Source organism: Roseimicrobium sp. ORNL1, from assembly GCF_011044495.1.
Classification (GTDB): Bacteria; Verrucomicrobiota; Verrucomicrobiia; order Verrucomicrobiales; family Verrucomicrobiaceae; genus Roseimicrobium.
This window is the reverse complement of record NZ_CP049143.1, coordinates 4,531,509-4,550,463: the sequence shown is the minus strand read 5'-3', so window position 1 is coordinate 4,550,463 and position 18,955 is coordinate 4,531,509. Positions and strand designations below refer to the sequence as shown.

Annotated in this window: 18 protein-coding genes and 1 tRNA gene; 5 read left to right on the top strand and 14 right to left on the bottom strand. The window is 60.0% G+C overall.

Annotated elements, in window-relative coordinates; all coding sequences use genetic code 11:
• The first annotated feature begins 12 nt into the window (after window positions 1-12).
• Genes G5S37_RS18480 through G5S37_RS18460 form a run of 5 tightly spaced genes read left to right on the top strand, consistent with a single transcriptional unit; the run spans window position 13 to window position 6,886 of the window.
• On the top strand, window positions 13-1,500 hold the full coding sequence (locus G5S37_RS18480) for a sulfatase (protein ID WP_165205932.1): 1,488 nt from the start codon (window positions 13-15) through the stop codon (window positions 1,498-1,500).
• A 58-nt stretch (window positions 1,501-1,558) separates the two neighbouring features.
• Window positions 1,559-3,412, top strand: a complete 1,854-nt coding sequence (locus G5S37_RS18475) for an arylsulfatase (protein WP_165205931.1) — start codon at window positions 1,559-1,561, stop codon at window positions 3,410-3,412.
• Between the two features lie 24 nt (window positions 3,413-3,436).
• A complete protein-coding gene (locus G5S37_RS18470; protein WP_165205930.1) occupies window positions 3,437-4,960 on the top strand; it encodes a sulfatase in 1,524 nt (507 codons plus the stop codon).
• Window positions 4,957-6,444: an arylsulfatase gene (locus G5S37_RS18465; RefSeq protein WP_165205929.1), complete on the top strand. Its 1,488-nt coding sequence runs from the start codon at window positions 4,957-4,959 to the stop codon at window positions 6,442-6,444. Before G5S37_RS18470 ends, G5S37_RS18465 begins: the two co-directional genes overlap by 4 nt.
• Window positions 6,445-6,487: 43 nt before the next feature.
• A complete protein-coding gene (locus G5S37_RS18460) occupies window positions 6,488-6,886 on the top strand; it encodes a DUF2721 domain-containing protein (protein ID WP_165205928.1) in 399 nt (132 codons plus the stop codon).
• A gap of 72 nt (window positions 6,887-6,958) precedes the next feature.
• Here G5S37_RS18460 and G5S37_RS18455 read toward each other — a convergent pair whose 3' ends face one another.
• The 14 genes from G5S37_RS18455 to G5S37_RS18390 form a co-directional block, all read right to left on the bottom strand.
• Window positions 6,959-8,653, bottom strand: a complete 1,695-nt coding sequence (locus tag G5S37_RS18455) for a hypothetical protein (RefSeq protein ID WP_165205927.1) — start codon at window positions 8,651-8,653, stop codon at window positions 6,959-6,961.
• A gap of 153 nt (window positions 8,654-8,806) precedes the next feature.
• On the bottom strand, window positions 8,807-9,850 hold the full coding sequence (locus G5S37_RS18450) for a right-handed parallel beta-helix repeat-containing protein (RefSeq protein ID WP_206026048.1): 1,044 nt from the start codon (window positions 9,848-9,850) through the stop codon (window positions 8,807-8,809).
• Window positions 9,850-11,286: an FAD-dependent oxidoreductase gene (locus G5S37_RS18445; protein ID WP_165205925.1), complete on the bottom strand. Its 1,437-nt coding sequence runs from the start codon at window positions 11,284-11,286 to the stop codon at window positions 9,850-9,852. The genes G5S37_RS18450 and G5S37_RS18445 overlap by 1 nt, the downstream gene beginning before the upstream one ends.
• A 51-nt stretch (window positions 11,287-11,337) precedes the next feature.
• Window positions 11,338-11,919, bottom strand: coding sequence for a GNAT family N-acetyltransferase (locus tag G5S37_RS18440; protein WP_165205924.1), 582 nt, complete (start codon window positions 11,917-11,919; stop codon window positions 11,338-11,340).
• Window positions 11,920-11,965: 46 nt separating this feature from the next.
• Window positions 11,966-12,394 (bottom strand): hypothetical protein, encoded by a 429-nt coding sequence (locus G5S37_RS18435; RefSeq protein ID WP_165205923.1) that lies wholly within the window; start codon window positions 12,392-12,394, stop codon window positions 11,966-11,968.
• Window positions 12,395-12,427: 33 nt separating this feature from the next.
• On the bottom strand, window positions 12,428-12,928 hold the full coding sequence (locus G5S37_RS18430) for a hypothetical protein (protein WP_165205922.1): 501 nt from the start codon (window positions 12,926-12,928) through the stop codon (window positions 12,428-12,430).
• A gap of 101 nt (window positions 12,929-13,029) precedes the next feature.
• Window positions 13,030-13,293 carry a hypothetical protein gene (locus G5S37_RS18425; protein WP_165205921.1) on the bottom strand — a complete coding sequence of 88 codons (264 nt, stop codon included), beginning with the start codon at window positions 13,291-13,293 and terminating at the stop codon, window positions 13,030-13,032.
• 135 nt (window positions 13,294-13,428) lie between these two features.
• Window positions 13,429-13,872, bottom strand: coding sequence for a hypothetical protein (locus tag G5S37_RS18420; protein WP_165205920.1), 444 nt, complete (start codon window positions 13,870-13,872; stop codon window positions 13,429-13,431).
• A 44-nt stretch (window positions 13,873-13,916) separates the two neighbouring features.
• A complete protein-coding gene (locus G5S37_RS18415) occupies window positions 13,917-14,630 on the bottom strand; it encodes a phytanoyl-CoA dioxygenase family protein (RefSeq protein WP_165205919.1) in 714 nt (237 codons plus the stop codon).
• Window positions 14,631-14,737: 107 nt separating this feature from the next.
• Window positions 14,738-15,943: a hypothetical protein gene (locus tag G5S37_RS18410; protein WP_165205918.1), complete on the bottom strand. Its 1,206-nt coding sequence runs from the start codon at window positions 15,941-15,943 to the stop codon at window positions 14,738-14,740.
• Between the two features lie 67 nt (window positions 15,944-16,010).
• Window positions 16,011-17,267, bottom strand: a complete 1,257-nt coding sequence (locus G5S37_RS18405; RefSeq protein WP_206026047.1) for an epoxide hydrolase — start codon at window positions 17,265-17,267, stop codon at window positions 16,011-16,013.
• A 2-nt stretch (window positions 17,268-17,269) separates the two neighbouring features.
• Window positions 17,270-17,354: transfer RNA gene (locus G5S37_RS18400), tRNA-Ala, on the bottom strand.
• 5 nt (window positions 17,355-17,359) lie between these two features.
• On the bottom strand, window positions 17,360-18,397 hold the full coding sequence (locus G5S37_RS18395) for an LLM class flavin-dependent oxidoreductase (RefSeq protein WP_165205917.1): 1,038 nt from the start codon (window positions 18,395-18,397) through the stop codon (window positions 17,360-17,362).
• Window positions 18,398-18,421: 24 nt separating this feature from the next.
• Window positions 18,422-18,910: a hypothetical protein gene (locus G5S37_RS18390; RefSeq protein WP_165205916.1), complete on the bottom strand. Its 489-nt coding sequence runs from the start codon at window positions 18,908-18,910 to the stop codon at window positions 18,422-18,424.
• Window positions 18,911-18,955 lie beyond the last annotated feature (45 nt).

Sequence of the window (18,955 nt, the reverse complement as noted above, 5' to 3'; positions counted from 1 at the left end):
TTGCCACCTCTTATGAAACGCACCTTCCTGCTCGCGCTGACCCTGCTTGGCGCATGGCTTCAAGCATCCGCCGCGGAGAATCCGAAGCTTAATGTCCTGCTCATCACCTCTGATGACCTTGGGGTGCAGGTGGGTTGCTATGGGGACAAGGTGGCGCGCACGCCGAACATCGATGCCATGGCTAAGAAGGGTCGTCTCTTTGAGAACGCGTATGTGGCGCAGGCCTCATGCAGTCCCTCGCGCAGTGCCATGTTCACCGGCATCTATCCTCATGCGAATGGGCAGTATGGTCTGGTGAATGGCGGCTTCGCTTTGCATGAGCCGTTGCGCGCGCAGACCATTCCCGCGCTACTGAAGAAGGCCGGCTACAGCACCGCCATCCTCGGGAAGCTGCACGTGGCACCGGAGGATAGCTTCCCCTTTGACCAGCGTCTGAAGTCGGACATGCGCGATGTGAAGAATGTCGCAAAGGTTGCTGGTGCGTACATGCGGGAGACGAAGGAGCCCTTCTTCTTCATGGTGAACTTTGCGGATCCGCATGTGATGGGCCGTAGTCCGCGCCCTCCGCAGGAGGCCTTTCCCACGCAGTACCAGGGTGTCCCGGAGACGCCCTTGAAAGTGGGTGAGGTGCCGCCATTTCCATTCCAGAAGATCGATACGCAGGAGCAGTTGGAACGTGTGACGCAGTACTACAATGCGGTGACACGTATCGATGCGGGGTTGGGGTTGCTGCTGGGTGAACTGGAAGCCTCGGGCAAGATGAACAACACCCTCGTGCTCTTCGTGGGAGATCATGGTCCTCCCTTTGTCCGTGGTAAGACTTCGTGCTACGAGGGTGGGGTGAAGGTGCCGATGCTGGCGTTGTGGCCTGGGGTCTTCACTCCCGGCGAGCGTACACCGGCGCTCGTGGGCACCGTGGACCTGCTGCCCACCATTCTGGATGCTACTGGCCAAACGATTCCGGAGAATGTCCAGGGGCGCTCGCTTCGTAGCACATTGGACGCCACCCAGAACCGGCAGTACCTCGCCACGGAGTTTCATTTCCACGGGTCCATCCCATTCTTTCCGCGCCGTACCATTCGCGATGCGCAGTACAAGCTGATTCGCAACCTGCGTGCCGGACGGGCCATGCCGAACTCGGGTATCGATGGCGATGCGGCGTTGGCGATGGCGCGCAGTGAGAAATTTGCGGGCACCGATGTGGGCAAGCTCTTTGAACTCGCTGCAGATCCTCCGGAGTATGAGTTGTATGATCTGAAAGCAGACCCGTGGGAGTGGAAGAACCTCGCGGCCATGCCCGAGCATGCGGAGACGCTGAAGCGCCTGCAGGCGGCCCTGGTGGACTGGCAGAAGTCCACGCAGGATCCGCTGCTCACTCCAGATGGCATGGCCGCGATGAAGGCCATGGAGAAGCCCATGACGCATCTCAATACTCCCGCCAAGAAACAAGGCGGCAAGGGCAAGGCCACAGCTGCTCCGAAGAAGGATGCTGAAGAGTGACAATAGTGGCGTCGCCGCATCCAGGAATCCCATGGTCATTCGTTCCCCTTCCTCGCTTATGAAACGTTTCCTCGCCCTCACCTTCATGCTGTTCGTGGGTGTTTCGATGTCCCATGCGGCGGAGCAGAAACCGAATCTCGTCATCTTCCTCGCAGACGATGCGGGGTGGGGGGACTATGGCCACTCGGGAAACAAGGCGGCGACGACGCCGAATATTGATTCCATCGCGGAAGGTGGCGTGTCGATGGATCGCTTCTTCGTCTGTCCGGTGTGCTCGCCCACGCGCGCAGAGTTTCTCACCGGGAGATATCATCCACGAGGCGGCGTGAAAGGCGTGTCCACAGGGCAGGAGCGACTGGACCTTTCAGAGAAGACGGTGGCAGATGCCTTCAAAGCAGCGGGCTATGCGACTGGCGCGTTCGGCAAGTGGCACAATGGCACCCAGTGGCCCTACCACCCCATGGCGCGTGGGTTTGATGAATACTTCGGCCACAGCTCCGGCCATTGGGGTGAGTACGTCGATGCGCCGCTGGAGGAGAACGGACGCATGATCCGCACGAAGGGATACATCGTGGATGTGTGTACGAATCGAGCGATAGGCTTCATTGAGAAGAACAAGGAGAAGCCCTTCCTCTGCTACATCCCCTTCACCACACCGCACTCACCGTGGTCCGCGCCGCCGAAGAATTGGGAGGAGTTCAAGGATAAGGAAATCACCCAACGCGCCACTGCTGAAGACCAGGAAGAGGTGGAGGAGACGCGGTGTGTGCATGCCATGCTGGCCAATCAAGACATGAACGTGGGCCGTGTGCTCGCAAAGCTGAAAGACCTCAAGCTCTCGGAGAATACCATCGTGCTGTACTTCTCCGATAACGGCCCGAATACCCATCGCTGGACCGGTGGCATGAAGGGGAAGAAGAGTAACACGGATGAAGGCGGGGTGCGTTCGGTGTGTTACATCAGCTGGCCTGGGAAGCTGCCGCAGGGGCATACGGTTTCCTACATCAGCGGCGCGATTGATTTGCTGCCCACGCTCACGTCCCTGGCGGGTGTGAAAAGAGTGGGGGACAAGCCACTGGATGGTCGCGACCTCTCACCGCTGCTGAAGCGTGAGAAGGTGGAGTGGGTGGACCGCAGCATCTTCTCAACCTGGGGCGGACAGGTCAGTGTGCGTACGCAGACGCATCGCCTGGATAACGCGGGCCATCTCTACGACATGACGGCCGATCCTGGACAGACGACACCCATCAACGACAAGGAACCGATGCTGGCCACCAAGCTCAAGGAAGCGGTGAAGGCATGGCGCGTCGAGATGTTTGGCTCAGATTCGGCGCCTGCACTCAAGCCCAAAACACAGATGCAGGCCCAGGCACAAGCCCAGCCGAATCGCCCCAAGGGTGGAGGCAAGAAGGGAGGTGGGAACGCGGTGGACCCGCGTCCCATCCCCGTCGGGTATCGTGAGTTTCCCATCACCATGCTGCCGGCGCGCGATGGTGATCCCAGGGGCGAAGTTCGCCGCAGTAGCAATGCTCCGAACTGCTCCTACTTTGTGAATTGGCTCAGCAAGGAGGACAGCATGGTGTGGCTGCTGGACGTGCATACGACGGGAACTTATGAGGTGACCATCGACTACACGTGCCCGGAGGCCGATGCGGGGGCCACGGTGGAACTCAGCTTCAATGGCAATACCCACACGGGCAAGGTAACACCGGGATGGGATCCTCCGCTGAACACAAATCAAGACACGCTGCCACGTCCTGATGGCGAATCCCAGATGAAGGAGTTCCACTCGCTGAACCTCGGCAAAATGAAACTCACCGAAGGCCTGGGGCCGCTCACACTGCGAGCAGTGGAGATTCCCGGAAAATCCGTGATGGATGTGCGGCGTGTGACGCTCACACTGGTGGATTGATTCCGCATCGCATCAGCAATTTCCATGAACTCTCGCTTCCCTCATCTTCATTTCCTCGCTGTTGCACTTGTGCTGGGCAGCGTGGGAGTGCACGCCCAATCGCCCGCCGATACTTCGGCCGCGAAGGCAAAACGACCCAACATTCTCTTTCTCTTCGCGGACGATCAGCGGTATGACACGCTTGGCTGTGCGGGGCACCCGATCGTCAAGACGCCGGCCATCGATGCGCTGGCAGCAGAGGGGGTGCGTTTTCAGAATGCATTTGTCACCACTTCGGTCTGCTGGGTAAGCCGTGCCACGGTGCTCACCGGCCAGTGGGCTCGCACGCATGCCATGCATGACTTAGTCCCGACGGTGAAACCGGAATCGCTGGCAACGGCGTTTCCGGTGGAATTGCACAAGGCGGGCTATCGCACGGGTCATTTCGGCAAGTGGCACATGATCATGCCACCAGGTTTCAAACCGGAGGAGCAGTATGATGTGTACGAGGCCATCGGCAGGAACCCGTATTTCAAGACGATGCCAGATGGCACGAGGCGGCATGAGACGGATATCATTTGTGATCGCGGCATCGAGTTCATCAAGTCACAGCCGAAGGACCAGCCCTTCTGCTTGAACCTGTGGTTCAATGCTGCCCATGCCGAGGATGGCGACAAGCGTCCCGGAATCGGCCATTATCCCTGGCCGCTCTCCACGGATGGCATGTATGAGGACACGGAGATACCAGCGCCACGTCTCGGTGCACCTGCCATTTATGAGAGCCAGCCAGAGTTCCTGAAGCAGTCCATCAATCGCGAACGCTTCTTCTGGGGCTATGACACGCCAGAGAGATTCCAGACGAACGTACGCGCGTACTTCCGCATGATCAGTGGCATCGACAAGGGCGTCGCTCGCGTGCTTCAGGCCTTGAAGGAGGCGGGTCTCGATGACAACACCATCATCGTCTACACGGCGGACAATGGCTACTACCTCGGCGACCGTGGCTTCCAGGGGAAGTGGTCGCACTATGACGAGTCCCTGCGTGTGCCCATGGTCATCTATGATCCGCGTGTGCCGAAGGAGAGGCGTGGACGTGTGCTGGATGAAATGGCACTGAACGTGGATCTCGCCACGACCTTCCTTGATTGGGCGGGAGTCGCGAGGCCTGCAGGCTATCAAGGCAGCAGTCTCGCGCCTCTGGTTCGCGGGGAAAAGCCCGCAGCCTGGCGTGACCACTTCTTCTGCGAGCACCTCGACCTCGCACCCACGCTCACCTGGGAGGGGGTGCGAGGCCAGCGCTACATGTATGCGCGCTACATCGACCAGCCTGCGCCTTCCAACGAACTGCTCTATGATCTGAAGGCGGACAGGGACGAGCTGAAGAATTTGGCGGCGGATCCCGCCCAGACCGATGCGCTCAAGGAAATGCGCGCCCTGTGCAATCAGGATATGGATGCCATGGGTGGCGCGCTGCCACCCATGGATCAGCGCGGCTATCGCAAGAATGCCCCGGGGAAGAAGCCTGGCGGCAAGAAGGATGCAGCACCCGCCGTTCCCACGCAGCCATGAAACGTATTCTCGCCCTCTGTTGCTTCCTCGCCACGACCGTTGCATCCCATGCAGCTGAGAAGTTGAACGTGGTCTTCATCATCGCGGATGACCTCGGCTGGGGAGAACTGGGCTGCTACGGGCAGGAGAAGATACCCACGCCAAATCTCGACAAGCTCGCGAAGCAGGGCAGCCGCTTCACGGAGCACTACTCCGGAGCACCGGTATGCGCGCCCTCGCGTTGCGTGCTCATGACAGGCAAGCATCTCGGACATGCGGAGATTCGCGGGAACATGCAAGCGAAGAAACTCCTGCCGCAGTATGAGGAGGGGCAGTATCCCATTTCGGAGAAGGCGCGGACAATTGCGCAGGTCTTCCGTGAGGCTGGTTATGCCACCGGGGCCATGGGGAAGTGGGGACTCGGTCCCGTGGGCAGCACGGGTGACCCGAACACGAAGGGCTTTGATCTCTTCTTTGGTTACAACTGCCAGTCCGTGGCGCACAGTTATTATCCAGACCACCTTTGGCGGAATGCGGAGAAGGTCATCATCAACCAGAAGCCCATACCCGGTCATGCGAAGCAGCCGGAGGGGGAGGTGAAGCTGGAGGAGTGGATTGGCGAGACATACGCGCCCAAGCTCATGATTGCCGAAGCGGAGAAGTTCATCGCGGATAGTGCGAAGAAGCCCTTCTTCCTGTACCTCGCTTTCATCGAGCCGCACGTCTCCATGCATCCACCGAAGGAGAGTGTGGAAAAGTTCCCCAAGGAGTGGGATCAGGAACCTTACCGCGGAGAGAATGGCTATGTGCCGCATCCGCGTCCGCATGCGGGATATGCGGCCATGATCTCCGACCTCGACAGCTATGTTGGTCGCGTGATGGATTCCCTGGACAAGGCGGGCGTCGCTGAACACACACTCATTGTTTTCACCAGCGACAATGGCACCACTCATGGGCGCAGTGCGGATTCCAAGTTTCATGTGGGCGGTGCAGATGCAAAGTTCTTCAACAGCACGGCGGACCTCCGGGGCTTCAAGGGAAGCGTGTATGAAGGCGGCATCCGGGTGCCGATGATCGCGCGTCTGCCGGGGAAAATTCCCGCGGGCGTGGTGAATGACTCACCCGGCTACTTCGCGGACTGGTTCCCGACGTTGTGTGATGCGGTGGGTCTTACCAAACCCGAGGGATTGGATGGCGAGAGCCTTTGGCCCGCCATCATCGGCGGTAAGACAGTGGCACACACAAAGCCGATGGTGTGGGTGTTTCCCGAGTACATGGGCCAGATTGCTGTACGTATCGGTGACAAGAAAGCCGTGCGCCAGGGACTGAAGACGAAGAAGCCCGGTGGCTGGGAGGTGTACGACATCGCGGCGGATCGCTCAGAGAAGAACGACATTGCAGTGAGCAGCGCGGAGGTGATTCAGCAAGCGGAGGAGGTGCTGAAGAAGGAAGTGAGTGGGAACGCAATCTTCCCCATGGAGGTGCCAGCAGTGGCCGGGAAGTAGTGCGCTTGACCAGCTGCCCAATGGAGCGGAGTTTCAGCGGTCCATGGAGATTACCCTATCCACCCCCGCATTGCTCTTTCCCGCCATCTCGCTGCTTCTGCTGGCTTACACGAATCGCTTTCTGGGACTCGCAACGGTGGTGCGCTCACTCCATGCCTCTCACAAGGCCGCACCCGACGAAGGCATTGTGCGCCAGATCCAGAACATTCGCACCCGGTTGAAGATGATCCGCACCATGCAGCTTCTCGGGGTTATTAGTATCCTGTTGTGCACCGTGGCCATGTTCTGCTTGTTCCTTGATTGGATACCGGCGGGGAAGTGCGTCTTCGGTGCGAGCTTGCTATTGATGATTGCGTCGCTGGTGGTTTCCGCGTGGGAGATTCAGATCTCGGTGGGCGCACTGGATGTGAACTTGCGGGATATTGAGGGGAGCAAGCGGTGAAATGAGACGCCGGCTCTCTCCACGTGAATCACGCTTGGAGAGCCGGCCTGAGGGAACGCTGCCTGTTGTTTGCTAATTCCCAGCGGTCAGTTTCTGGCACATGCACGAGCTGGGGATTTCCGTGTCAGCCTTCACCCAGACTTTTCGGAACAGGGCTTCCACTTCATCTGCCTCGCTCTCTTTTGACTGGGCACGGAGGCTTTGCGCAAGACCACGGAGGGACCAGCCATTCTCCGGCAGGCGCTTCAGGTCTTCGCGGTATACCTGCTCTGCTTCGGCGAAGCGGCCTGCTTTCATGAGGCTGGCACCAAGGGGATGGCGCACAGGCACGAGCCAGCCGGGAGGTTCATCGTAGCGCAGGGCGTCTTCTGCTTTCACCGCGGCACGCAGGGCAGCGAGACCCTCATCCACCTTGCCTTCACGCACGAGGATTTCTCCCTCCACCATGGGTGTGGTCACGGCCAGGATGGATTGCGCGAGGTTATTGCCGAAGTAGGCATCTTTCGCCACCAACTCAACGCGCTTCAGGTAGATGGCCTGCTCCCTGCGCGCCGCAACGGTGTCCCCTTTTGCAGCATAAGCGATGGCACGTGCGCTGGAGTGGATGGCACGGGAGAAAGGCATGTAGTCCTCATACTTCTCCGGCTCGGCGAGGATGTCATCCCACCGGCCAAAGCGAATCATTACTTCCATGGGCATGGCGGCATAGCCTTCCACCATGCTCGCATACACCTTGAGGAACTCCGCGGGTGTTTCCGCCACCATGGCGCGAATGTGTTTCATGGCGAGCTCGCTCTGGCCGGTCATCATCGCGGCATAGGAGAGCATGTGCCGGTTGTGCGCGACGTACATGTTCAGCATGCCCGTGGGTGGGCCGGCCTTCTTGCGGTAGGCCTGATCGGCTGCCACTGCCTTGAGATTGGAATCAATCGCCTGCTGCCAGCGGCCGCGACGCACATCGATGTGCGAGGGCATGTGCACATTGTGCGCCACACCGGGTTGCAAGGCGCGCAGGCGTTCCGCAGCGGCATCGGCGAGGCCGGGCTCTTGCGATGCCTCCACCGCGTGGATGTAGAGGTGATTGGCGAGGGGGTGATTCGGATTGAGTGTGATCACGCGATCCAGCGTGGCGATGATTTCGGCCGTGCCGGGTTGCTCAGCGCCTTCCGGTGTCCACTGGTCCCAGGGGCGCAGGTTCATCATCGCCTCAGCGAAGAAGGTGCCGGCGTCAGCATTGTCCGGATAGCCTTTCCAGACTTCACGCATGGCATTGGCATAAGCCAGATCCAGCGGTGCGCGGTCTGCAGGTTGTGGGTTCGCATAGCGTTGACCCAGGGCAGAGATGAGCTGCTGCTCGAAGGGTGTCGCCTTTGCAGCGTGCTGTTGTGCGAGCTGCAATTCCTTCCACGCCACTTCGGCAGCGTCTGGTGGCACCAGGGGGAAGTTGATGTGCGGACCGTGGGCGTAGGAGATACCCCAGTGAGCCATGGCGCAGGCGGGGTCATGCTTTGCCGCTTCACGGAACGAACGGATGGCGGCTCCATGGTTGAAGGCATGAAGGAAGGCCAGGCCCTGGTCGAAGTACTTTTGCGCGTCCGGTGACTTGGTGGTGACCTTCATCTTGTAGCTGCCCAGCCCTTCATAGAAAGGCTCGGGCGCTTCCTTCGCCTGTAGTGCGAGGGCAAAGAGGACGACCATGCTCCACGACAGTCTGGCGAAGAGACGCGCGAGGATGTTGCGATGAGACAGTGAAGTATTCTTTTTCATCTGAGGATGGGAACGTGACATGCCAGTGATGCTGGCAGGGGTCACGATTCCACAGTCCTCCGTGGAGAAAAGACCGGTGAAATACGGTATTGGCAGACTGGGGCTACGGTATCGAGCGGAAGTGACACCGGCGTGAGACGAGTTGGCGATCAGTCACTTGGATTCGCTGGTGAATCCGTGTTGCAGCAAATCCTTCAGCGGTGGAGCGGGAAGCGAAGCCTTACCGTTCGTTGTGGCGGCAGCAGGTTTGGCCCCGGCGACTCGCACCTTCTCTAGCACACCTTGTCCCATCATCAGACCACGGATTTCCAGATGCTCGATGGCGTCTTCGATCCTGATGCCGGCGCCGGAGTCATAGATAGCGCATTCGATGAGATTCACGTGGGCGCCGCCACGCTTACCAGGCCCCCGCACGCGGAAGGCGATTTCGTTGTCACTTGCCACGCAGTGGATCACTTCGGCATCTACGTTCTCCTTTAAGTTCAGAGCCGCCGCATTCTGGATCGCGGCGGGCTGGTTCCAGCCGTGCAGGTGGCAGTTGCGGATCACCAGCTTGCAACGCTCACCGTCAGGAGGCGTCTTGGTATCCACAGCGTTCTCGCCCGGGCGTTCACCTTTGGCAAACCCGGCAGCCGAATCGGGCAGCGGGCCAGTCCAGAGATTGCAATCTTCGATGGTCACTGTGCCGCTCTGCTTCCGATCTGGATCGAACTGGACACAATCGCCGGAAACGTACGAGATGTCGCAGTTGCGGATCACCAGGCGGCCCCAGCTCCCCGTGATGCCATGCGCGTCCTTCTGGTCCTTGAAGCTGCCCGCGAGCAAATGATGGATGAGGCAGTTCTCAATGACGACCTGTTTGCCAAAGACACCGATACCGTTCCCTGAAGCGTTGCGGATTTCGCAATTGCGCAGCGTCACGTTGTCGGCGGTGATCTTGACACGATTGCCGCCCGCCCAGTTGCTGTCCACGAGATAGTTTTCATAGACCCCCGGCTCGGTGATCTCCGGCCGCTCGACGCGCTTTGGGTTCTCCACGCAGCCTACATGACCTTGCGTGCCGACGGGTTTCGGTGCCGCATGCAGAACCGTGGATCCCACGATGCCAAGCAGGCCAGAAAGCAGGAGAGCGGCGAGCCGGCGCATGGCGAGACGTGCAGGGTGGAATGTAACAAGCCCACTGATGGGAGAGTGCATCACGCCCGCAGACCCATGGCGGCGAGCTTGGCCGCGCTTTCGCTCCAGGCCACCTCGTGTGGGGGGCGCTTCGAGAGAGCGGCAATGGCTGCCGTGACACCCGCTGCTTCTCCCATGGCCACGGAATTTCCCGTGACGCGATAACTGGAGTGCGAGATGAAATCCCCGCTGATGCAGCGCCCGGCCATCATGAGGCCATCCACATCCTTCGCGATGAGGGCGCGCAGGGGAATGTCATACGGCTTCACCTTGATGTTCGTGGGCATGGTGGCGGATCCCTTTCTATTGTGATCCGCATTGGTGGCATGGATGTCCACGCCAAAGGTCACACGCGTCACACCGTCTTCATGCCTTACGCCCTTGATGAGGTCATCTTTGAGCACGGTGAAGCGGCCTGCGATGCGGCGTCCGTCGCGCACACCGATCTGCTCCGCGGTGGCTACAAGCTGGATGCCCTCCCACGGCCCGCCGAGCGCGCGAAGGCCATTCACCATCTTGTTCATCTCCGCTCGGGCGCGCACCGTGGCAGCGGTGACTTCGGCCGCATCGAAAGGCTTCACGCCATACTCGTGATTCAGCATGGCGAAGAGGAGGTTGTCCTTCACCTGCCACAGGGTGGGCCTGCTGTAGGAGGGGAAGTGGCCGGTCTTCTCAATGATTTCGCGGATGCGCTCCTTCTTGTCGCTGTTGGAGTTCTCGCCGGGGAGTGCCTTGCCAAAGCGCACGTACTCGCGCAACGCTTCTGCGTCCTTCACCACCAGCAGGGCGTTGAGAGACATGGGCTGGCAGGGGCAATCCTTGGCCTCGCCGATCTCGAACGAACAACCCGCCAGCGCTCCGAGGTCACCATCGCCCGTGGTATCGATGAACACCGGGGCACGCCATGCCTGACGTCCTGACTTGGAGTCGGTGACGATGGTCGTGAGCTTGTTGCCCTCGCGGAAGGCGGCGGCCACACGCGTGTGGAACTGGAACTTCACACCGGCCTCCACGCAGAGCTCTTCCAGCAGCAGCTTCAGAGCTTCGGGATCGTAGCAGAAAGCAGAGGCCTTGGAGCCATTGCGCGCCCCGCGGGCATCGAGTTTCTCGCGCAGTTCCTTGGCGAAGCCTGGCTTGTCGAAGTCGAGGAAGTAGCCCAGCAACCCGGCCGTCCACACGCCACCGAGGCAGCCCCTCCATTCAAACAAGCGCACCCGTGCCCCGGCGCGTGCAGCCACGATGGCGGCGCTCACACCGGCCGGGCCTGCGCCGCACACGATGACGTCCGCATCATCCGCGAGGGGGATGTCTCGCGCCGGATCGTGGAAGGTGTTTTCCGGCGAGCCGCTCTTGGGGGCCTCCGTCGTCTCCGCGCTGGTCAGGTGCCCCTGGGACAGGGCGGTGCCGGCGAGGGCTGCATGGAGAAAGTGACGGCGTGAGACGGGGGCAGGCTTCATGGGAAAAGGAGAACGCTGGAGGGTGGGGAAAGATTTCAGCCTGCCTGACGGTCATTCCTCTTCGGCAACGGTTTCGTCCGCAGGCAAGTCATTGATCACGAGGTTCACCTGCCGCTCTACCAAGGCGGCGCGCAGGGCGTCAACTTCCTCCGGAGTGATGGTGAGTTCCAGATTGCCGCCGTGTTCTCCGGGGCCGTAGTGGTTCTGTGCCACGCTTTGCAGCGCGAAGCCGAAGCGGTCGTAGAATGAAGCCGCCTTGGTGCCTGAACGAAGCAGTGCCTGCACCGGCTGGCCCTCCGGCTCCAGCAGGGAAAGACGCGCCGCCAGAAGCGTGGTCCCCAGTCCCTTCTTCTGCCGGTCCTGGTGAATCATACCGTAGATGAGCCGCGCCCAGGGGCCATGCCCACTCAGCTCCAGCCCGCCGCAGCCGACGATTTCATTCTCGTGCTCGACGACGAGGAAGTAGGAAGTGCCGCGCTCCAGGAAGTTTGTGAACTGCTCCACCCACCCGGCGGGGTAGTACACGCCTTCATTGGAGTGATACACCCTGAGACACGCCGGGAGGTCCTCGGCAGTGTATTCACGGATGGTGCACGGGGTGAGGTGGGAGGAGACGGATTCCAGGAGGGACATGCGGGGCCGATTGGAAGCAGATTGCAGCGGGCCTTGCAATGAGGAATCACCGCCGCCAGTCCGGGATTTTCTGGAAATTCCTGGTCATCAGAACTGGTTTGCCCTCGTGAAGGCCTACGGTAAACCACGCTTCTGTGAAGTCCTTCCCCTTGGGGCCGTCCGTGGTAACGAACAACTTTGCGATGGGGCGGTGAGGCCAGTCCAGGCCATCATGCCGGCGGATGCTGCCTACATCTTCATCCGTGGGTGGATAGAGCTCCACCTTGGTGGGCTTGTTTTGGAAGAGGGCGTCCAGTTCCTCATCAAGTTCCGCGTCTGGCTGGACCAGCTTGGCGACACTTGTCTTTCCCTGCAGCACAAAGGCCTTGTGGAAGATGGACGTAATTTCTTCAAAGCTCAGAGGCTGGGACTCTTCAGCGAGCGCTGTGGAAAGCGTGCACGTGAGCGCCAGCAGGCAGACCGGGAGAAGCTTCATGATGGGCATGGTATGGCCTCAGGCTACCAGTCTTCAATCCTCTTCCTCGTTTTCTTCCTCCACCTCGAATTCGTACGATTCGGATTCCTCGTCATCGACCGAGAGGCCCATCCACGACATGGATTCGATTTGGTCATGGAAACTGCCAAAGTTCTCCTCATCCGCACCGAAATGTTCCTGGTTCACCGCGATGTGGCGCAGGGTGGGGGAAATCTCGGGCCAGAGGTCGCGGACTTCATCCGGATTCTCACGAGCGCGCTCGGTGATGAGGGAGATGAATCCTGCGGCGCCTTCCGCATCACCGTCAGCCGCACGGGAGCGCAGATAGGTCATGCAGGCATCGAGATAGTACGGGAAGCAGGCGGAGGGGGTGTAGAGGAGGTCTTCCTGGTAGCGCGCGGCGTCTTTCTGGAAAAGTTCCATCGCCTCCTCCTTGGACTTCCCACCGAAATGCTCGAAGGCCGAATCGACATCAATGTCCCAGGATTCACTGCGCCACTCGGATTCAATGGGGATGGAACGGTCTAACGTCATATCGTTGGGTACGAGTCCATTATTACTCCTGATGCTGGGAAATGGCGAGGCGAAAGTACTCCCACGTGGCCCCAGATTGTGGTGCAAAATACAGTGGAAAGTCAGTGGTGAATTTCCAGAGGCGTGCTGACATCGCTGGACTGCTTCTGCTGAGCGGCACGTTCTCGCCACTGCCTCGAACTCCATTCAATCCAGCATGCGCCAATCATGATCCATGACCAGGCAAGAATCTTCCATGTGAGGGAGAGCCAGCGTCTCTTCCATTGGAACGCGTAGGCAAGATGGTTGAAGAGGAGCATCAGGGACACGGCCACCATGGAGTGAGCCTCCAAACTGGATTCGGCACCAGGTCGAGTATATGACATGGTCCTTGCAAGCAGACCCAAGATGATTGCCAGCCCCACCCAGCGATACCAGGGATTGGTTGCCGGAGGGACGTAGGGCCCTTCCGTGATGGGTGGAGGATCGTCTGGATTTGGCATCGGAGAAGGAGTGGGGAATCAGCTCCAGCAAGTGTATATCTCTACCGTGCCTCTGCCGGGAAAATGCACGATCTCGGCATGCAGGGCGCCTCCACCCGCGGGGTATGTGTACCGTATTCCGCCGCCGTCGAGTTCTTCCTTTTCGCACTTGGGATCCGTCACTCCGGGGCAGGACTTTATCCATGCATCGGTCACCGGAGGCTCCCCGAAGAAAGTCACGCGGAAGCCTCTGGTGAACATGCCTCCCTCCGTGGTGAGCTTGAAACCTTTTGCCTCCGCAGGAAGCGCGGGCAATCTGGCCCACTCCCACGTCGCGGCTTTGGCGCTCGCCATGTATAGCGGACGTCCGGGCTCAACAAGGGTGATGCCAGCGGCCCAGACAACGATTGCTGCAACCACAACAGTCATGAGAGCCCCGAGCAGCATGCCACCGAGGCAGGAACGTTTTCTTCCATGAGCCATGGCCAGATGGATCAGCGTGCGGGCTGTGGGGTGCAAGCAAAGAATCAACCCTCAGCCCACTGCATGCCTGCGGGCAGGTCATAACCGGCGTACTCGATGTGGAGTACACGGCGTTGTCTGTCTGAGGTGGAGCGTCCGGACGCGTGAAGGAGGAGGGGGCGCATGAGAAGCGCGTCTCCGGCATGCGCGGTGCAGAGATGCTCGGGTGTATTTTGACGCCAGTTCTGAATCGCATCCGGCGAGAGCCTGTCCGCGGTGTGGGAACCAGGCGTAACCTTCAGCGCGCCGTTGGTTTCATCCGTGTCATCGAGATGCAGGCGGATGGTGATCATGTTCTCCAGTAGCGCGATGGGTGGCTGTACATGTGGCACCTCATCCTTTACGCTCCATGGGCCGAAGCCTGCGACATCGACTTTCTTCTGAACGCAGATGGTCAGATCCTGATGCCACGCCACGAGCCAGTTCGAGTCGGGAGATTTGTTGAAGTAGATGGCCCGCACGGGGCGCGGCGCATGTTTGCCCTGCAGGTGGGGACTGACCAGAGCGAGGAGCTTTTCCGAGCGAGCCAGTGACGCAACGTGATCGTCCTTCAGCAAGGCACGGCGACCGGGGCCGGACGTGGGACCCAGGTAGGCGACGAGTTCGGCGCATTCACTTGGGGTGAGAACGGATGGTGCAAGGTAGAAGCCCTGGTGCTTGACGCATTCCTCTGGAGAAACTTCAAACTTGGATAGGCTCGGAAGATTGGTGGCCGGCATGGCGATGGAAGTGTGCGCGTGACTTTGTCAACGTCAATACGGCAAGTCGTCCGCAGGCACACCACGAAGTCCGGCGCAGGATCTTCAAGGAACCGCACCGACACCGACTATACCGCCCACGGAGATTCGATGCTCGTGTGGAAGATGGCGCGGCGGTAGGGACCATGGCTGTCCTTGTGATTGTGTGCGTCATTGGTGCCGGTGTAGAAGAGATGCCAGCGGCCGTTGTGCTGTACAAGGCTGTGCGGCGCGTAGACGCCATAGCTGTCGGGCAGCGTGTGTGGTTCGCTTCGGGGGAGCCAACCGGTGCGGGCGGGGCGGTTCCACGTGACGCCGTCCTCGGAGTGGCACCACTCGATGTCCATGGTCTGTGCCTGCAGACGGTAGTGGCCCAGCATGCCAATGCGTCCTTTCTCCGTTTGCGTCATCGCGAGGTAGTAGTGTTGCAGATCGGTGGGATCCTGAGCATCTGCCTGAATCACGCGTTTCCGATTTTCCCAACGCAGGCCGTCTTCGCTGGTGAAGCGATCAATCACGCGGATGCGCCCGGGGATGTTATCGTGTGGCATGTAGCGTGGGTCGTCCTTGCCCACTTCCATGAGTGCGGCGGTGTACAACTCGAAGCTGCCGTCGGGAAGCTGGTATACATTCGTGGCGTCATTCGTGATGAGTGCTGCTGGAGCGAGTGTTTCGCCGGCCACTACGTTGGCCTTGCGCTTCGCCATGCGGGAGAAGCCTGCCTTTACTGCCTCAGTGCCATCCACCGCGCGATCCGCGGGGTGGTAGATGCAGGCCTGCAAGGGGTTGACGACGGTATAGCGACGTCCATCGTCACTGTCTGCGGCGAGGTAGCGCACAATGCCCTCACCATGCGCCCAGAAGTAGAGGCGATGGCGGCCATCGTTGAGGCGCACATGCACGCCCTGCTTCGGGTGCCATCCGGAGGGGAGATTGCCGAGGGACAGGGGGGCATCGGCTGGCGCACCGGTGGAGAGCACGGCCCATTGCACCTTCAGTTCTTCACCGGGCACACCTTCGAGATAGCCCACATTGAAGTCGGGATGATTTGCGCCGGAGGTGGACATCCAGATACGCCACGCATCGCCGGAGAGCGGCTCTGCCGGTGAGGTGAAGCTCTGCACGCGCGCGTTCTCGGTGATCTTCTGCTCGTATACGAGAGTGCGTTTGGCCCAGTTCGACGAAGGGGCAGGTTGCAGACTAGAAGTGGCAGCGTGGGTGGTCCTCGGAATGGAGAGCGAGGCTGCTGCTGCGGCGGCGAAGGTTGTCCTGGTCAGGAAATCACGGCGGTCCATTCAAGGAGTAACGCGGCTGTGCGTTTCTCTTTTCATGGACTATCCTCCCTGTGTTGTGTTTTTCTTTTCACTTCGTGGCTCGCACCTTGGCGAAGAAGACACGCACATCCTGCACGAGCAGGTCAGGCTGCTCCATCGCGGCGAAGTGTCCGCCGCGCGGCATCTCCGTCCAGTGGATCATCGTGGGCGAGTTCCGTGCGACCCAGGCCCGAGGTGGCACATTGATTTCCTTGGGGAAAAGGGCGTAGCCGATGGGTCCGGATTTTCCTCCTCCTTGAAACTCCGACATGGTGGCAGGGCGGGGTAGGTTGTGCTGGGATTCGTAATAGATGCGCGTGGCGGAGGGCATGGACTGCGTCACCCAATACACCATGATATTCGTGAGCAGTTCGTCCTTGGTATAGCTGTTCGATAGGTCGCCTTTGTGGTCGCTCCAGGCCCAGAACTTGTCGATGATCCACGCGGCTAGTCCGGCGGGTGAGTCGTTAAGCCCATATCCGAGTGCTAGCGGGCGGGTTCCCTGGATGGAACCGTAGGCGCGGTGGTCAGCGAGTTCCGCGTTGCGTTGTTGCAGGCGATCCAGCTCAGCCTGTGTCACGTCTTTTTTGGCCTCCGCTTCCTCAGTCGGGCGATTGCCGCCGGGGAAGTTGCTGTGTGCGCCGATGCAATGGGCGCCATCGCCTGAGGCCAGCCAGCGCACGATGCCACCACCCCAGTCACCGCCTTGCGCGCCGTACTTGTCATAGCCGAGGCGGGCCATGAGCTTGGCAATCACCTCTGCCATGCGACTGGAGGACCAGCCGGGTTCCTTGGGCATGCTTGAGAAACCGAAACCCGGCAGCGAAGGTGCGACCACGTGAAACGCGTCTTCTGCCTTCCCGCCATGCTTCTCCGGGTCCGTCAGCGGCTCGATGACTTTCATGAATTCCACCACGGACCCCGGCCAGCCATGCACCAGTACCAGTGGTGTGGCATTGGCATGCTTCGACTTCACATGGATGAAGTGCAGGTCGATGCCATCAATGACCGTCTTGAATTGGGGCAGAGCATTGAGCTTCTTCTCCTCCGCGCGCCAATCATACTTCGTGCGCCAGTAGTCGCAGAGCTCGCGCATCCACACCACATCTGGACCGTGATCCCACTTGGAGCCGGGGATTTGGTCCGGCCAGCGCGTCTTCTCCAGGCGTTCGTTCAAATCTTTGAGCACCGAGTCCTCCACCTGAATGGTGAAGGGGCGAATCCCTGCGTCTGCACCGTGCAATGAAGTGGCGGAAAACATCGCCACGGCCACCAGCGTGGCCGAAGTCAGCGGAAGCGTCTTCATGATGGTGCCTACGGGCTGAATTGCCCGTTGTTGCAACGTTCATGAACACCCACCGTGCCAAGGTAGTGCTCTACCACTGAGCTAACCGCGTACTAGCCCGGCAGCTTTTCGCGGATGATGGGTGCCAGCTTCGTGCCCAGCAGCTCGATGGACTTCAGCATCTGTGCGTGAGGGACCGTGGCGACAGTCATCTGGAAGTTCAACCGCGCGATGCCGCCGAGAGCCTCATTCACGTAGAGAATCTTCGAGGCCACATACTCCGCATCCCCAATCATGAGGGCGCCTTTCAGACTGCAACCAGCCTCGAAGTGCGCGCGCGTGGTGCGGGGCCAGCCTCGTTCCTCGCCGATCTTGTCGAAGGCTCGCTTGTAACCGGTGAAGAAATCATCCTTCGCCTGGGCAGAGGTCTCGCCGATGAAACCAATCATGTGCAGGCCAACCTTTAGCTTCTCCGGTGGATGACCTGCGCGGGCGCCAGCTTCACGATAGAGATCGATGAGCGGGCGGAAACGATGTGGTTCACCACCAATGATGGCCACTACGAGCGGCAGGCCCAGCGCACCGGCACGCGCGAAGGACGCCGGAGTACCCCCCACACCCACCCAGATGGGAATCGGCGTTTGCAGGGGGCGGGGATAGATGCCCTGCTCCTGCAAGGGCGCGCGATGTTTTCCCGACCAGGTGATTTCAGTGTTTTCCCGGATGCGCAGCAGAAGCTCCAGCTTCTCCGCGAAGAGTGAGTCGTAGTCCCGCACATCAAAGCCGAAGAGGGGAAAAGCTTCCGTGAAGGAGCCGCGTCCCACCACCATCTCCGCGCGCCCCTTCGAAATGAGATCCAATGTGGCGAACTCCTGGAACACACGGACCGGGTCCGCGGCACTGAGCACGGTGACGGCACTGGTCAACCGAATCTGCTTCGTGCGCGCTGCCGCGGCGGCCAGGATGACCGCGGGTGCCGAGTCGAGATACTCGGTGCGGTGGTGCTCCCCGATGCCGAAGTCATCCAGCCCCACGCGGTCGGCGAGTTCGATTTCCTCCAGGATATTGGCCATGCGCTGCACGGCACTTGGGGAGCCCTCGTGCTGGTGCTCCGGGTCAATGGCGACGAAACTATCAATTCCAATCTGCATGCACGAGTCAGTACGCGTGTGGCTTCATTTCAGGCTTTCCAAAAACGCATACCGATGATCGGTCGTGGGTGTGATTGTAAAGGTTGCCTTGCCTGCACGCTCGGAGTGCGCCTGAAGCACGAGTTGAAGCTGTCCTTGTTTTTCCGTTGCCTTGGAGCCCTTGGCGGGCAAGTCCTTTGGTGTTACAAAATTCACCGAAGTAATGCGCCAAGCTGCCCCGACAGGAATTTCCTCAATGGCCACGGTCTTCTCCACGAGCATCTCCTGCTTGTCTTGATCGTAGCGAATCCATTGCAGCAGCACCCGGTTGGCGAGATGCTCCCAGCCCTCTAAGAGCATGATAACCCGGTAGGTGCCATCTTGGTCTCCGCGTTCCCAATGGCCACCCGTGACAACTGTTTCGACGTTGGTGGGGAGTTTTGCGCCATCAGCAGCAGGGTCAGTGTCCTGAGAAAAAAGAGGGACTGAAAGGAGGCCCAGTGAAAGGAGGGAAATTAAGAGGGGTGATCTCATGAGATGGAAAAGGTGCTAAAATTAGCTTTGGCTTCGGCCGGAAGG